Genomic DNA, 14,951 nt, shown 5'->3' with positions numbered 1-14,951 from the left:
AAAAATGCTGCAATGCACCAAAGCGGCTTGCAAACGCTCCTCCGTCCCCTACAATTCGTGCCATGCTGCACTGCAACAAAAGAAGTGGTTCAGGGCGGCACCCAGAAGCAACCCTTTCCACCATTGTCTAGGAGAACCCTCTCATGCTGACCCCCGAACAACTCGTCGCTTCCCAGAAAGCCAACCTGGAAACCATCTACGGCCTGACCACCAAGGCCTTCGAAGGCGTCGAGAAGCTGGTCGAGCTGAACCTGCAGGCCACCAAGGCCGCGCTGGCCGAGTCCAACAGCCACGCCCAGGCGCTGCTGTCGGTCAAGGACGTGCAGGAGCTGCTGGCCCTGCAAGCCGGCGCGCTGCAGCCCCTGGCCGAGAAGGCCGCCGCCTACAGCCGCCACCTGTATGACATCGCGTCGGGCACCAGCGCCGAGTTCACCAAGACCTTCGAAGCCAAGGTCGCCGAGAGCCAGGCCCAGTTCACCGCCTTGGTGGACAACGCCGCCAAGAACGCGCCCGCCGGCTCCGAAACCGCCGTCGCCATGATGAAGAGCGCCGTGGCCGCCGCCAACAACGCGTTCGAGTCGGTGCAGAAGGCCGTCAAGCAGGCTTCCGACATGGCCGAGTCCAACTTCAACGCCGTGGCCACCAGCGCCACCGAGGCCGCCAAGGGCGCCAAGAAGCGTTGATTCATCGCCTTCGGGCGTTGAACTCGCATCGCGGTTTCGCACTCTACGGAGTGTGAGTCCGCAAGGATGACGAGCCGCGTGCTTCGCCGGCCTGCCCGGCGAAGCTCCAGCAAAAAGGACAAACCGCCCCGCGCCGCGTGTCCTTCTTACTGGGTGCCTCGGCAAGGCGCCAACCCGTTGTCTCCTCGGGTCCTTTCGAAACCTTCCGGGTTCAGGGATCCCTTCAAGGGCTGATCGCAAGATCAGCCCTTTTTTTCGCTTCTCTGGCGCGCGCACGGCGCCTGCCCGCGCCTCCTTTGAGAACAATTCTCGTTTGCGCTATCATCCCGTGGCGTTCGACCCTCTTTTTCCGTCCTCTTCGCCAAGGAATCCATCGCATGAAAAAGCTCGTGGCCCTCGCCGCCGTGCTGGCCGTTCTGGCCGGTGGCGCCGCGCAGGCGCAGGAACAGGCCATCAACCTGTATTCGGCGCGCCATTACTCGACCGACGAGGCGCTGTACGCCGACTTCACCAAGACCACCGGCATCAAGATCAACCGCGTGGACGCGGACGATGCAGGCATCATCGCGCGGCTCAAGGCCGAGGGCAGCGCCTCGCCGGCCGACGTGATCCTGCTGGTGGATGCCGCACGCCTGTGGCGCGGCGAGCAGGACGGGCTGTTCCTGCCGGTCAAGTCCAAGGTGCTGGAAGACGCCATCCCCGCCAACCTGCGCGCCGCGCCGGCGGCCGACGGCGGCATTCCATGGTTCGGCCTGTCCACGCGCGCCCGCGTCGTCGTGTACGACAAGATCAAGGTCCGGCGCGCCGACGTGGACACCTACGAGGAGCTGGGCGACCCCAAGAACAAGGGCAAGCTGTGCATCCGCTCCGGCTCGCACCCCTACAACCTGAGCCTGTTCGGCGCCGTGACCGAGCACCTCGGTGCCGAGAAGGCCGAGGTGTGGCTCAAGGGCATGGTGGACAACATGGCTCGCTCCCCTAAAGGCGGCGACACCGACCAGATCAAGGGGTGGCCTCGGGCGAATGCCAGATCGCCGTGACCAACAGCTACTACCTGGCGCGCCTGATGCGCTCGGGCAAGCCGGAGGACCAGGCCGTGGTCGAGCGCGTGGGCGTGGTCTTCCCCAACCAGGACAGCTGGGGCACGCACGTCAACGTGGCGGGCGGCGCGGTGGCGCGCCATTCCAGGAACACGGCGGGCGCGGTCAAGTTCCTCGAATACCTCGCCAGCCCGGCGGCGCAGAACCACTTCGCCAACGGCAACAACGAGTGGCCGGCGGCCAAGGGCGTGAGCTTCGACAACCCGGCCCTCAAGTCGATGACCGCGGGCGGCAAGTTCAAGTCCGAGACCATTCCCATCAGCGCCGTGGGGGCCAACCAGGTCAAGGTGCAGCAGATGCTGGACCGGGTGGGGTTCAAATAAGGCAGCCCATCGGCACCCCAGGAATGGCGCCCCCGGAGGGCGCCATTTTTATGACAAATCAGCCGCTAGCCAGCGTGGATACTCCACCGGCAGCTATCAATCTGGAAGCAGGCGAATGAGCTGCCCGCGCGCATCGTCGGTCAGCACGTACAGCAGACCGTCGGGCCCCTGGCGCACGTCGCGGATGCGCTGGCCCACGTCCTGCAGCAGCTTGTGCTCGGCCACGACCCGGCCGTCCCTCAGCTCGATGCGGTCCAGGTAGCGGAACTTCAGCGAGCCGACGAACAGATTGCCCTTCCAGGCCGCGCCGTAGCGGTCGCTGGTGAGGAAGGCCATGCCCGATGGCGCGATCGAGGGCGTCCAGCGGTGCAGCGGCGGCGCCATGCCGGGCTGGCTGCTGGCGCCCTCGCCAATCTTGCTGCCGTCGTAGTGGACGCCGAAGCTCACCACCGGCCAGCCGTGGTTGGCGCCGGCCTTGGGCAGGTTGATCTCGTCGCCGCCCTGGGCGCCGTGCTCGTGCATCCACAGGCTGCCGTCCGGCGCCAGCGTGGCGCCCTGCGCGTTGCGGTGACCGATGCTCCAGATCTCGGGCAGCGCGCCGGCCCGGCCGACAAAGGGGTTGTCCGGGGGCACGGTGCCGTCCTTGCCCACGCGCACGATCTTGCCGTGGTGGTTGTCCAGCTTCTGCGCGTCGTCGCGGCGCGAGAAGCGCTCGCCCAGCGTCAGGAACAAGGTGCCGTCGGGCTGGCCGCCGACCCGGCGCTCGGCGATGCGGCAGCCGAAATGCAGGGTACTGCTGGTCTTGGGCTTCTGGCTGAAGATGACCCGCACGTCCTCCAGCCGCGCCAGGTCGCCCGACAGGCGGGCGCGCGCCAGCGCGGTGCTGTTGGTGGTGCCCAGGCCGGGCTCGGAAAAGCAGAAGTAGATCGTGCGGTTGCGGTCGAAGCCCGAGTCCGCCGCCACGTCCAGCAGCCCGCCCTGTCCGCCGGCGGCCACCTCGGGCAGGCCCTGCAGCGGCGGGCGCAGGGTGCCGTCGGCCTCGACCACGCGCAGGCGGCCGGGCCGCTCGGTGACCAGGAAGCGCCCCTGCGGCAGAAAGGCCACCGCCCACGGGTGCTGCAGCCCGCTGGCCACCGGCTGGGCCCGGGGCGCCGCCGCCACCGGCCAGCCGAAGGCCAGCAGCACAGTGCCGATCGCTATCTTATAGATAGCTAACCGCGCAGTGCACGTGAGGGCCGAGGGCATTTTTTGCCCTTAAGACATCAATCCAGCTTGGCGCCCGAAATCTTGACCAGCTCGGCCCACTTGGGCAGTTGCTGCTTGTACTCGGCGGTGAAGGTTTCGGGATTGCTGTTGAGAACGGGGCGGAAACCCATCTCCTCGATCTTGCGCTGCACCTCGGGGTCTTGCATCGCCTTGCGAATCTCGGCGGCCAGCTTGTCCTGGATCTCCTTGGGCACCTTCGCGGGCACGGCCACGGCCAGCCAGCCCTCCATCTGGAACACCGGGTCGGTGATGCCGGACTCCTTCAGCGTGGGCACGTCGGGCAGCGCCTTCATGCGCTCGGTGGCGTTGACGCCGATAGGCTTCATCTTGCCGGCCAGGATGTGCTGCTTGGCCGCCGCCGCGCTGACCCAGGCCATGTCGATCTGTCCGCCCAGGAAGTCCTGGTTCATCGGCGCCTCGCCCTTGTAGGGCACGTGGTTCATTTCGCCGTTGGTGATGTGGTTCAGGTAAGCGCCGAACAGATGCGGCGTCGAGCCCGCGCCGTACGAGCCGTAGGACAGCTTGCCCTTGTTGGCCTTGATGTAGGCCAGCAGCTCGGTACCGTTCTTGACCGGCAGGCTGGGCTTGACCGCCAGGATCTGGGTGCCCGCGGCCAAGCGGTACACCATGGCCAGATCCTTCTGCGCGTCGTACGGCATCTTGGCGTACAGGAACTGGTTGATCAGCAGCGACGTGCTCAGGCCCACGGTGATGGTGTAGCCGTCGGGCGGCGCCTTGGCCACCGCCGTGGTGCCGATCATGCCGCTGGCGCCGACGCGGTTGTCGATGATGAAGGGCTGCTTCAGCGAAGCGGCCAGCTTCAGGCCGACCAGGCGCGCGATCGCGTCGGTGCCGCCGCCGGGCGAGAACGGCACGATGACGGTCACGGCCTTGCTCGGCCAAGCGGCGGCACCGCCCTGCGCCCAGGCCAGCGTCGGCAAAACCAGCATGCTGGCGCTCAATGCGTGGAAGCAGCGACGGGTGAGAGAAGATGAGACGCGGGTCATGGGGTTCCTTAGATCGACAAACGAAAAATGCACGAAAGACGCGAGCAAACCGTACCCGCCGTGCGTGAAGGACCGCCGATGATTGTTCATCCGCCGGCACGCATGAAGAGGGAAAGCCCTTGCAGCCCGAGTCCAAGTCGCCTGCGCGACTCTTTCGCCCCTGTCCGCTTCATCAACCCCAGGAAAACCCTTAATCGAGACACCTGCGGCGATCCCGAGAGCACAGGCGGTTGTCCTACACTGCGCGGGCTACCCTTAGCAAGGGATTGTTACCAAAAAACAACATGCGGCTCTTCCCACGAGCGCCGCCCCAGGATCAGCCCGCCATCGCCGGGCGGCTCCATTTCATCGCCGATCAGGTCATGTCCAGAACGCTTGCCGCACTGATTCTGCTCACCGCCAGCTTCCACGCCGCCCAGGCCGCTCCGGCCCAGGACGAGATGGAAAAACTGCTGGTCCAGAAGGGCCTGATGGCCCGCCTGGGAGACACCATTCACCAGGCCACCGACCGCGCGGCCGACCTCGTGACAGCCGCCATGGACTCGCTGGGCGTGCCCTACCGGCTGGGAGGCACGTCGGCCGAGACCGGCTTCGACTGCAGCGGCTTCGTGCGCGCCACCTACGAACAGGCCATGGGCCTGATCCTGCCGCGCCGCGCCGCCGAACAGGCCGCCGCCACGCAGACGATCAACAAGGCCGACCTGCAGCCGGGCGACCTGGTGTTCTTCAACACCCTGCGCCGCGCCTACAGCCACGTCGGCATCTACCTGGGCGACGGCAAGTTCATCCACGCGCCGCGCACCGGTTCGCAGGTGCGGGTGGAGCGCATGGACATCAGCTACTGGCAGCGCCGCTTCAACGGCGCGCGCCGCGTGCTGGGCACGCCGCCTTCCACCAGCACCTCCATCGTGATCACCCGCGACTCCCCCGCACCACGCGCCGTGCGGCTGGGCGGCACGTTCGGCCAGGCACCCGCCGCCGACAGGCCGGCGGCGCCTGCGGCCGGCGAAAACATCTGAGCCATCGGGCGCACCAGAACGCCCAAGCTGACCGCTTGACCTCATCCAAAGGTACAGAGCCCGAAAAGGCCCCTTTTTTATCAGCAAATGACCCGTCCTGATCTGGGTTGACACCTTTTCCTTCAAGAAAAGGCGAGTCAATGGAAACAGGCGTCAAACGCACCCAGCGGGACTACACGCTGGCTTTTAAGCTGTCGGTGGTCGATCAAGTAGAAAAGGGCGACCTCACCTACAAGCAGGCTCAGGATCGCTACGGCATCCAGGGCAAATCGACGGTGCTTGTGTGGCTGCGCAAGCATGGCCGCCACAGTTGGGGTTCGGCATCATCTCGGCTTCCCATGCCAGTACCGATCAAAAAATCCTCCTCTGCACCTGCATCGCTGACCCCCTGTTCAGACCGAGGACATAGGTAACAGGTGTGCCAGGACATGGGTAACGCTTTGGAGAGTTGCAAGCCCATGCTCGCCGAATTCGCCGGTGTGCTCTACATGACCACGCTCACGGCACAACCCGGCAATCAAGTGCTCCCACGACCGGCTGCTGGCAGCAGTCTGGTGGCCTGCATGCGCAAGCTGCTGACCACGCCCAACGCCATGGTCAAAACCTTGGGACAAATCGCTTCACGGCGCTTTGACTCGAAAGACGGTTACTCAGTCGTCGCTGGCGTCCAGGCCGGGAAACAGCACCTCGGTGAAGCCGAAGCGCGAGAAGTCGCGCACCCGCATCGGGTACAGCTTGCCGATCAGGTGGTCGCACTCGTGCTGCACCACGCGGGCGTGAAAGCCGTCGGCCTCGCGCGCGATCGGGTCGCCGTAGGGGTCGAAACCGGTGTAGCGGATGCGCCTGTGGCGCGGCACCACGCCGCGCAGGCCCGGCACCGACAGGCACCCTTCCCAGCCTTCCTCCTCGTCGTCACCCAATGGGGTGACGACCGGGTTGCACAGCACCGTGCGCGGCACGGGCGGCGCGTCGGGGTAGCGTGGGTTCACGCTGTCGGTGCCGAAGATCACCAGTTGCAGGTCCGCGTCGATCTGCGGCGCCGCCAGGCCGGCGCCATCGGCCGCGCGCATGGTCTCGAACATGTCGCGCACCAGCAGGTGCAGCTCGTCGGTGTCGAAGGCCTGCACGGGCCGGGCGATGCGCAGCAGGCGCGGATCGCCCATCTTCAGAATGGTGTGGATGGCCATGCTCCGATGATGCCGCAGCGCGGCAACCGCCTTCTCAAGGCCGGCGGTTGCCCCTGCCCTGGAAGCCTCCGCGACGCCCGCCCTGACCCCAGTGGCCGCGCTGGCCGCCGTGGTGGCCGCCGTTCCAGTTGCGCCCGCCGCCGAAGCGGCCATGGAAACCCAGCGACACCGCCGGCGGCCCCCAGTAGTACGACGGCGCGCCATAGTAGTACGGCGAGCCGTACACCGGCGCCGCCGGGTAATCCACCGGCGCGCCGACCTCGTAGGGGCCGAGCGGCGCCACCACGCAGCCCGACAGCAGCGCCAGGGCGGCGCCCGCCATACCCAGCGCCACGCGCCGGGCGATGGAAGATGAACATTGAACTGCCATGTCCGTTTCTCCAGAAAAAGAGCTTGCACACCGGCGAACGGCCGCCAAGCGGCATCGCCGCCCCTACTGTAGTCCGGTCATGTAAAGGGTGCATCCGGCGGCGGCGCCAGCCAGGCCGCGCCCCGCACGCCGGACGAGTCGCCGTGCGCCGCCGGCCGCAGCGCGGTGCGCACGCCGTCGCTGAACACGTGCGGTCCCCACAGCCGGGGCACCGCGTCGTACACCTCGACGACGTTGCTCATGCCGCCGCCGAGCACGATCACGTCGGGGTCGAGGAGGTTGATGACCTGGGCCAGCGCGCGCGCCAGCCGCGCGGCATAGCGGCCGAAGCTGGCGCGCGCCGCCGCGTCGCCCGCGCGCAGGGCGCCGACGACAGCTTCGGCGGAAAGCACCTGCCCGGTCTCGTGCACGTGGTCGGCCGCGAACGCGGGGCCGGACAGCCAGGTTTCCAGGCACGCCGGCCGGCCGCACCAGCAGGCGGGGCGCGCCAGCTCGGCGGCCGTGGCCAGCGGCAGCGGGTTGTGGCCCCATTCGCCCGCCACGCCATTGCACCCGCGCAGCACGTGGCCGCGCACGGCCACGCCGGCCCCCACGCCCGTGCCGAGGATGGCGGCGAACACCACCTCCGCCTCCGCGCCGGCGCCATCCGTCGCCTCGGACAACACCAGGCAGTTGGCGTCGTTCTCCAGCCGCAGCGGGCGCCCCAGCAGGCGCTGCAGATCCTCGCGCAACGGCTGGCCGTTGAGGACGGTGGAATTGGCGTTGCGCACGCGGCCCGTCAGCGGCGACAGGCTGCCGGGAATGCCCATGCCCAGCGGCAGGCCGCGCGCGCCCAGGCGCTGCTCGGCCGCCGCCACCAATTGGCGAATCGCGTCCAGGATCGCGCCATAGTCGCCGCGCGGCGTGGCGCAACGCTCGCGCAGCAGGAAGGCACCCTGCGTGTCCAGCGCCGCGATCTCGATCTTGGTGCCGCCGAGGTCGATGCCGAGGCGAACCGCGCCCGTCATGCCGCGCCCGCCAGCAGCGCCCGCAGCTGCGCCTCGTCGATCACCGGCACGCCCAATTCGCGCGCCTTGTCCAGCTTGCTGCCGGCCTCCTCGCCCGCGACGACGTAGTGGGTCTTCCTGCTGACGCTGCCGCTGACCTTGGCGCCGGCGGCTTCGAGCAGGTCCTTGGCCTCGTCGCGGCCGAGCGTCGGCAGCGTGCCGGTGAGCACGAAGGTCTTGCCGGCCAGCGGCAGCAGCGCGGCGGGCGCGGGCGGCCCTTCGGGCCAGTGGATGCCGACGGCGCGCAACTGCTCGACCACCTCGCGGTTGTGCGGCTGCGCGAAGAAAGTGTGGATGCTCTCGGCCACCACCGGCCCCACGTCGGGTACCTGCAGCAGTGGGTCGACGCCGGCCGCCATCACGCCGTCCAGCGTGCCGAAGTGGCGCGCCAGGTCCTTGGCCGTGGTTTCGCCGACGTGGCGGATGCCGAGCGCGTACAGAAAGCGCGCCAGCGTGGTCTGCTTCGATTTTTGCAGCGCGTCCACCAGGTTTCGCGCGGATTTCTCGGCCATCCGGTCCAGGGCGGCAAGGGCGACGAAGCCCAGCCGGTAGACGTCGGGCAGCGCCCGGACGATGCCGCCATCGACCAGTTGCTCGACCAGCTTGTCGCCCAGGCCCTCGATGTCCATGGCGCGGCGCGACGCGAAGTGCAGCAGCGCCTGCTTGCGCTGCGCCGGGCAGAACAGGCCGCCGGTGCAGCGGTGGTCGGCCTCGCCCTCCTCGCGCACGGCGTCGCTGCCGCACACCGGGCAGTGCGCGGGCATGGCGAAAGGCTCGGCGCCGGGCGGGCGGCGCTCGGGCAGAACGCCCACCACCTCGGGGATCACGTCACCGGCGCGGCGCACGATGACGGTATCGCCCACGCGCACGTCCTTGCGCCGCGCCTCCAGCTCGTTGTGCAGCGTGGCGTTGGTGACGGTGACGCCGCCGACGAACACCGGCGCCAGCTTGGCCACGGGCGTGAGCTTGCCGGTGCGGCCAACCTGCACGTCGATGGCCTGCACCGTCGTCAACTGCTCCTGCGCCGGGTACTTGTGCGCCACGGCCCAGCGCGGCTGGCGCGTGGCGAAACCCAGCTCGCGCTGCAGCACCAGGCTGTCCACCTTGTAGACCACGCCGTCGATGTCGAAGGGCAACTGGTCGCGCTGGCCGGCAACGTCCTCGTGAAACGCTATCAACTCTGGAGCACCCAGCGCCCTTCTGGCGAGGGCCGAGACCGGAAATCCCCATGATTTCAGCGCTTGCAGCACGTCCCAGTGGCTGCTCCAGCGCGGGCTGCCCTGGGCCGCCGGCGTGACCTCGCCCAGCCCGTAGGCGAAGAAGCTCAGGCGTCGCTCGCGCGCCGTGACGGGGTCGAGCTGGCGCACGGCGCCGGCGGCGGTGTTGCGCGGGTTGATGAAGGTCTTCTCGTTCTTCGCGCCGGCCGCCGTCTTGGCACGCTGGCGCTCGTTCAGCGCCTCGAAGTCATCGCGGCGCATGTAGACCTCGCCGCGCACTTCCAGCACGGGCGGCGCGTCGCCCGCCAGGCGCAGCGGGATCTGGCCGATGGCGCGGATGTTGTGGGTCACGTCCTCGCCGGTCTCGCCGTCGCCGCGCGTGGCGGCTTGCATCAGCACGCCGTGCTCGTAGCGCAGGTTGATGGCCAAGCCGTCGAACTTGGGCTCGGCGACGTAGGCGATCGGCGCGCCGCCCAGCACCGCCAGCGCCTCTTCGGGCAGCGGCGCGGCGCGGTGGCGCGGATCGCTGGCCTTCAGCTCGGTGCGGCGCTGCTCGCCGGCCAGGAAGTTGCGCACCTGCTCGTCGAACTTGCGCGCGCCCGCGGCCGTGGTGTCGGTCTCGGTGCGGATGCTGAGCATGGGCAGCGCGTGCCGCACCGGCTTCAGGCCGTCCAGCACCACGCCGCCCACGCGCTGGGTGGGCGAGTCGGGCGTGCACAGCCCGGGGTGCGCGGCCTCCAGCGCCTGCAACTCCTGGAACAGCCGGTCGTACTCGGCGTCGGGGATGTCGGGCGCGTCCAGCGTGTAGTACTGGTGCGCGGCACGGTTCAGGACGGCGCGCAGTTCGGCCGCTCGTCGCGTCGCTTTTACTTCATCATTCATAGCGCCTTGCGCATATTCCATGGGGGCTGTAGCCCAAAAAAGGCTTGAAAAAACTAGCTGAACAGCCGCCGTGCCTGGGGCGAGCCGGCCGCCAGGTCGTGCGACTGCAGCGTGTCGTACAGGCGTTCCAGGTCGGCGCCGATGGTGTCGATCATGGCCGGGCGCAGCACCTGCCCGGCGTCGTCGGTGACGAGGCCGTCCATGGCGTCGGCCAGCGCGAAGGCGGCGTCACTCAGGCGCACGAAGGGCTGCTCGTTGCGGTGCACCTGCGGCACGTCGAGGTGGAGGGTGACCTCGTGGATCGCCGCGTGCGCCGGGTCTTCCGACAGCGCGGCCCGCGGGTCGAAGGTCAGGCCCAGGATGGGCGGCAGGCCCACTTCGCTCGAGGGCAGTGCCATGCGCCCAGGCACCACGCCGGCGACGAAGCCCAGCTTGCCCGCCCGCTGGTGCACGAAGCCGGGGCTCCAGGCCGCGCCACGCGCGCGCAGGGTCAGGCTGAGCTGCGCGTCGTGCTGGCTGGCGAACTGGTCCAGCTCGCGCGCGCGGGCGACTTCGTGCAGCATCTCCGGGAACTCGGGCGCGCCGCCCACGGCGTCGGCGTAGCGCTGCGCCTTCATGACGAACTCGGAGTATTCGATCTCGTTGAGCGCGCCGGTGCGGTTGGCCAGTTGCACGCCGGCCTGCAGCGCGGTGTAGCGACGGCCAGCGACGGGAAACTCCCACTCGCCCGACTCCTGGGCCTGCCCCTCGATCGCGAAGGGCTTGCTGCCGACGCGGCGCGTGGCCGGCAGGGCGGCCAGCAGCGCGTCGCCCGAAACCACGCGCCCGTCGAGCGCGATGGGCGCGATGACGTCGATCAGCGCGTCGAGCCGGAGGCGCTTCTCCGGCGTGGGCAGCGGGCCCAGCGGCGCGCGGGGGTCGAGCGTGGGCTCGATGCGCGACGGCGCGGGCGCGTCGGCGGCGGCATCGGGGCCGGGCTCCGCGTGCCCGGGCGGCAGGGGCATCTGCTCGGTGTCGGGCTGCGCCTGGCGCGGCTCGTTGCGGCGCGCGTTCCAGGTGTTGTAGGCGATCACGCCGCCTAGGACCAGGCCACCGGCCACGGCCAGGCCCACTTGCAAGGAACTCATATCGGCTTCGCCCCTTTTCGCCGCTTCAGGCGGCCTCGGCCAGGCCCACGGCGGATTCCATGTCCACCGCCACGATACGCGAGACGCCCTGCTCCTGCATGGTCACGCCGATCAGCTGCTCGGCCATCTCCATGGCAATCTTGTTGTGGCTGATGAAGAGGAACTGCGTGCCCTGCTTGCTCATGCTGGTCACCAGGCGCGAGTAGCGCTCGGTGTTGGCGTCGTCCAGCGGCGCGTCCACCTCGTCCAGCAGGCAGAACGGCGCGGGGTTGAGCTGGAAGATGGCGAACACCAGCGCGATGGCCGTGAGCGCCTTCTCGCCGCCCGACAGCAGGTGGATGGTCTGGTTCTTCTTGCCCGGCGGCTGGGCCATGACCTGCACGCCGGAGTCGAGGATTTCCTCGCCGGTCATCACCAGCCGGGCGTTGCCACCGCCGAACAGCTCGGGGAACATGCGGCCGAAGTGCTCGTTGACGGTGTTGAAGGTGCCACCCAGCAGTTCGCGCGTCTCGCCATCGATCTTGCGGATGGCGTCCTCCAGCGTGGTCATGGCTTCGGTCAGGTCGGCCGACTGCGCATCGAGGAATTGCTTGCGCTCGCGCGCGGCGGTCAGCTCGTCCAGCGCGGCCAGGTTGACCGCGCCCAGCGCCTGGATGTCGCGGTGCAGGCGGTCGATCTCGCCCTGCAAGCCGGCCAGCCGGACGTCGCCGTCCTGGACGGACTGCGCCACGGCGGCCAGGTCGGCCTGCGCGTCGGCCAGCAACTGGCTGTACTGCTCCAGCCCCAGGCGGGCGGCCTGCTCCTTGAGCTGCAGGTCGGTGATGCGCTGGCGCAGCGGGTCCAGCTCGCGCTCCAGCCGCAGGCGGCGCTCGTCGCTGGCGCGCAGCCGGGTGGTCAGGTCGTCGTACTGGCTGCGCTGGGCGCCCAGGGCCTGCTCGCGCTCGATCTTCAGCGCCAGCGCCGTCTGCAGGCCGGCCTGCGCGGCGGCGTCGGTCAGGCGCGCCAGCTCGTCGCCGGCGCGCTGCTGCTCGGCCTCGATGGATGCGCTCTGCTGCGCGGCGGTGTCGATGGTGCGGCTGAGTTCGGCGCGCCGGGCTTGCAGCGTGCGCTGGGCGAACTGCGCCTCCTGCGCCTGCCGCTCCAGCGCGCGCTGCTGCTCGCGCGCCTCGTTCAGGCGGCGCTCGGCCCCGATCACGCGCTCGTCCAGCTGAGCGTGGCGCTCCTGCGCGTCGGCCAACTGCATGTCCAGCTCCTCGAAGCGCGCCTCGGCGGTGACGCGGCGCTCCTGCAACTCGTCCAGCGCGGCATCGACCTCGGCCAGGTCGCCGGCGATCTGCTCGCCGCGCGCCTTGGCCTGCTCGGCCTGCTGGGTCAGGCGCAGGGTCTCGACCTGCAACTGGTGCGCGCCCTGCTGCGCCTCGGCGGCCTCGCGGCGCGTGGCGGTCAGGCGCTGGGCAGCGTCGGTGTAGGCGGCCTCGGCCTTGACCAGGGCGTTGCGCGCCTCCTCGCCGATGAGCTGCTGCGCGCGCAGTTGCTTGTCCAGGTTCTCGATCTCCTGCGCGCGCGCCAGCAGGCCGGCCTGCTCGGAATCGGGCGCGTAGAAGCTGACGCTGTGGCCGCCCACGCCATGCCCGCTCTTCACGTAGATGACCTCGCCGGCCCGCAACTGGCCGCGCTGCGCCAGCGCGTCCTCCAACGAGGCGGCGGTGTAGCAGCCGGCCAGCCAGTCGGCCAGCAGCGCCTTCTGGCCGGCGTCGTGCAGGCGCAGCAGGTCGGCCAGGCGCGGCAGCGCGCCGGCCTCGCCGGGGGCGGGCGCGGCGGGCGGGCTGTAGAAGGCCAGCTTGGCCGGCGGCGCGTCGGCGGCGAAGGCGCGCACCATGTCCAGGCGGCCGACTTCGAGCGCCGCCATGCGCTCGCGCAGCGCGGCTTCGAGCGCGTTCTCCCAGCCGGGCTCGACGTGCAGGCGGCTCCACAGGCCCTGCAGCCCGTCCAGCCCGTGCCGGGCCAGCCAGGGCTGGAGCTTGCCGTCGGTCTTGACCTTGTCCTGCAGCGCCTTCAGCGCCTCCAGCCGCGCCGACAGGTCGGCCTGGCGGGCGGTCTCCTGGTTCACCGCCTGCTGGCGCGCACGGCGGTCCTCGTCGAGCCGGGGCACGCCGTCCTGCAGTTCGTGCAGGCGCGCGTCGACGACCTGCGCGGCCTCTTGCGCGGCGGCGAGCTGCGACTGCAGGTGCAGCAGGCGCTGCTCGTCGGGCGCGGCCAGGGCGTTGCGGTCGGCGCCCAGCCGGTCGCGGCGGGCGTTCAACTGGCGGCTCTGGTCCTCGATGCCGCGCTGCTCGGCCGCCAGCACCTGGATTTGCTGCTGCACCTGCGCCACGGCGCCGCGCTGCTCGCCGACCTGGGCCTGGGCGCGGCGCAGCGCCTCGTCCAGCTCGGGCAGGGCCTGCTGCTGCTCCTCCAGCTGCGCGGCCAGGGTGAGGTGCCGGTCCTCGGCCTCGGCGCCCTGCCCGGCCAGGGTCTCGATCTCGGCCTCGGCGTCGCCGCGGCGCGCGGCCCACTGCGCCAGCTGCTCCTGGAGCTGCGCCAGCCGGGCCTCGGCGCGCTGGCGGCCTTCGACGACGAAGCGGATCTCGGCCTCCAGCCGGCCGACCTCGGCGCTGGCCTCGTACAGCAGGCCCTGGGCCTGGTTGACCTGGTCGCCGGCGGCGTAGTGGGCCTGGCGGATGGTTTCCAGCTCGGCCTCGACGTGGCGCAGGTCGGCCACGCGCGACTCCAGCTCGCTGGCGGCCTTCTCGGCCTCGGCCTTCAGCCGCGCCTGCCCTTCCTCGGCCTCGGCGCGCTTGAGGAACCAGAGCTGGTTCTGCCTGAGCGAGGCGGCCGACTGCAGGCCCTGGTACTGCTGGGCGACCTCGGCCTGCTTCTCCAGCTTGTCGAGGTTGGCGTTCAGCTCGCGCAGGATGTCTTCCACCCGCGTCAGGTTCTCGCGCGTGTCGGTCAGGCGGTTCTCGGTCTCGCGGCGGCGCTCCTTGTACTTGCTGACGCCGGCCGCCTCTTCCAGGAACAGGCGCAGCTCCTCGGGCCGCGACTCGATGATGCGGCTGATGGTGCCCTGGCCGATGATGGCGTAGGCGCGCGGGCCCAGGCCGGTGCCCAGGAACACATCCTGCACGTCGCGGCGGCGCACCGGCTGGTTGTTGATGTAGTAGCTGCTGGTGCCGTCGCGCGTGAGCACGCGCTTGACCGAGATCTCGGCGAACTGGCTCCACTGCCCGCCAGCGCGGTGGTCGGCGTTGTCGAACACCAGCTCCACCGACGAGCGCGAGGCGGCCTTGCGCGTGGTGGTGCCGTTGAAGATCACATCCTGCATCGACTCGCCGCGCAGCTCGCTGGCCTTGGATTCGCCCAGTACCCAGCGCACCGCGTCCATGATGTTGGACTTGCCGCAACCGTTGGGCCCCACCACCCCGACCAGCTGGCCGGGCAGCATGAAATTGGTGGGATCGGCGAAGGACTTGAAGCCCGAGAGCTTGATGGAGTTGAGACGCACTGGCGCGGGAGGAGACGGACGAGGACGAAGCGGCAATGATAGCGTGCGCGCCCGCCGCTCCGACCGCCGCGGTCACTATGCTATTGATAGCTTACGGCGCAATATCCACGCCGGCTTGATGCCGATTTAATTCGATAACCGGCACCCGCGGCACGGCGGCATGGCGGCTCCCGGATAATC

The 14,951-nt window shown here is 69.6% G+C and carries 10 protein-coding genes and 2 pseudogenes; 4 read left to right on the top strand and 8 right to left on the bottom strand.

Annotation, left to right across the window (positions count from 1 at the left end; all coding sequences use genetic code 11):
• The first annotated feature begins 143 nt into the window (after nucleotides 1-143).
• Together phaP and IPG65_RS14265 are read left to right on the top strand one after the other, a co-directional pair.
• Nucleotides 144-683, top strand: coding sequence for a TIGR01841 family phasin (gene phaP, locus IPG65_RS14270; RefSeq protein ID WP_293191028.1), 540 nt, complete (start codon nucleotides 144-146; stop codon nucleotides 681-683).
• A gap of 377 nt (nucleotides 684-1,060) precedes the next feature.
• Nucleotides 1,061-2,106, top strand: a pseudogene (locus tag IPG65_RS14265) (extracellular solute-binding protein).
• Nucleotides 2,107-2,202: 96 nt separating this feature from the next.
• Here IPG65_RS14265 and IPG65_RS14260 read toward each other — a convergent pair.
• Together IPG65_RS14260 and IPG65_RS14255 are read right to left on the bottom strand one after the other, a co-directional pair.
• On the bottom strand, nucleotides 2,203-3,351 hold the full coding sequence (locus IPG65_RS14260) for a PQQ-dependent sugar dehydrogenase (protein ID WP_293191026.1): 1,149 nt from the start codon (nucleotides 3,349-3,351) through the stop codon (nucleotides 2,203-2,205).
• Nucleotides 3,352-3,368: 17 nt separating this feature from the next.
• A complete protein-coding gene (locus IPG65_RS14255) occupies nucleotides 3,369-4,322 on the bottom strand; it encodes a tripartite tricarboxylate transporter substrate binding protein (protein WP_293191024.1) in 954 nt (317 codons plus the stop codon).
• Between the two features lie 419 nt (nucleotides 4,323-4,741).
• Between IPG65_RS14255 and IPG65_RS14250 the strand changes: the two genes are divergently transcribed.
• Both IPG65_RS14250 and IPG65_RS14245 read left to right on the top strand, forming a co-directional pair.
• Nucleotides 4,742-5,398, top strand: a complete 657-nt coding sequence (locus IPG65_RS14250; protein ID WP_293191022.1) for a C40 family peptidase — start codon at nucleotides 4,742-4,744, stop codon at nucleotides 5,396-5,398.
• A gap of 140 nt (nucleotides 5,399-5,538) precedes the next feature.
• Nucleotides 5,539-5,703 (top strand): annotated as a pseudogene (locus IPG65_RS14245) (IS3 family transposase); the annotation flags it as partial.
• 345 nt (nucleotides 5,704-6,048) lie between these two features.
• Here IPG65_RS14245 and def read toward each other — a convergent pair.
• The 6 genes from def to smc form a co-directional block, all read right to left on the bottom strand.
• Nucleotides 6,049-6,585 (bottom strand): peptide deformylase, encoded by a 537-nt coding sequence (def, locus tag IPG65_RS14240; protein ID WP_293191020.1) that lies wholly within the window; start codon nucleotides 6,583-6,585, stop codon nucleotides 6,049-6,051.
• A 34-nt stretch (nucleotides 6,586-6,619) separates the two neighbouring features.
• The gene (locus tag IPG65_RS14235) at nucleotides 6,620-6,955 is read right to left on the bottom strand and encodes a hypothetical protein (protein WP_293191018.1); all 336 of its coding nucleotides are present in this window, start codon (nucleotides 6,953-6,955) and stop codon (nucleotides 6,620-6,622) included.
• A 77-nt stretch (nucleotides 6,956-7,032) separates the two neighbouring features.
• The gene (locus IPG65_RS14230) at nucleotides 7,033-7,962 is read right to left on the bottom strand and encodes an ROK family protein (protein WP_293191016.1); all 930 of its coding nucleotides are present in this window, start codon (nucleotides 7,960-7,962) and stop codon (nucleotides 7,033-7,035) included.
• Nucleotides 7,959-10,100, bottom strand: coding sequence for an NAD-dependent DNA ligase LigA (ligA, locus tag IPG65_RS14225; RefSeq protein WP_293191015.1), 2,142 nt, complete (start codon nucleotides 10,098-10,100; stop codon nucleotides 7,959-7,961). The genes IPG65_RS14230 and ligA overlap by 4 nt, the downstream gene beginning before the upstream one ends.
• Before the next feature lie 53 nt (nucleotides 10,101-10,153).
• Entirely contained in the window at nucleotides 10,154-11,227 is a 1,074-nt protein-coding gene (locus IPG65_RS14220; protein WP_293191012.1) for a cell division protein ZipA C-terminal FtsZ-binding domain-containing protein, read from the bottom strand.
• Between the two features lie 25 nt (nucleotides 11,228-11,252).
• The gene (gene smc, locus IPG65_RS14215; protein ID WP_293191009.1) at nucleotides 11,253-14,771 is read right to left on the bottom strand and encodes a chromosome segregation protein SMC; all 3,519 of its coding nucleotides are present in this window, start codon (nucleotides 14,769-14,771) and stop codon (nucleotides 11,253-11,255) included.
• Between the last annotated feature and the right edge of the window lie 180 nt (nucleotides 14,772-14,951).

Origin of the sequence: Ottowia sp. (genome assembly GCF_016703145.1) — a bacterium.
GTDB lineage: Bacteria > Pseudomonadota > Gammaproteobacteria > Burkholderiales > Burkholderiaceae_C > Ottowia.
Note: the sequence above shows the minus strand (reverse complement) of the source record. Positions and strands in the feature narration are given on the sequence as shown.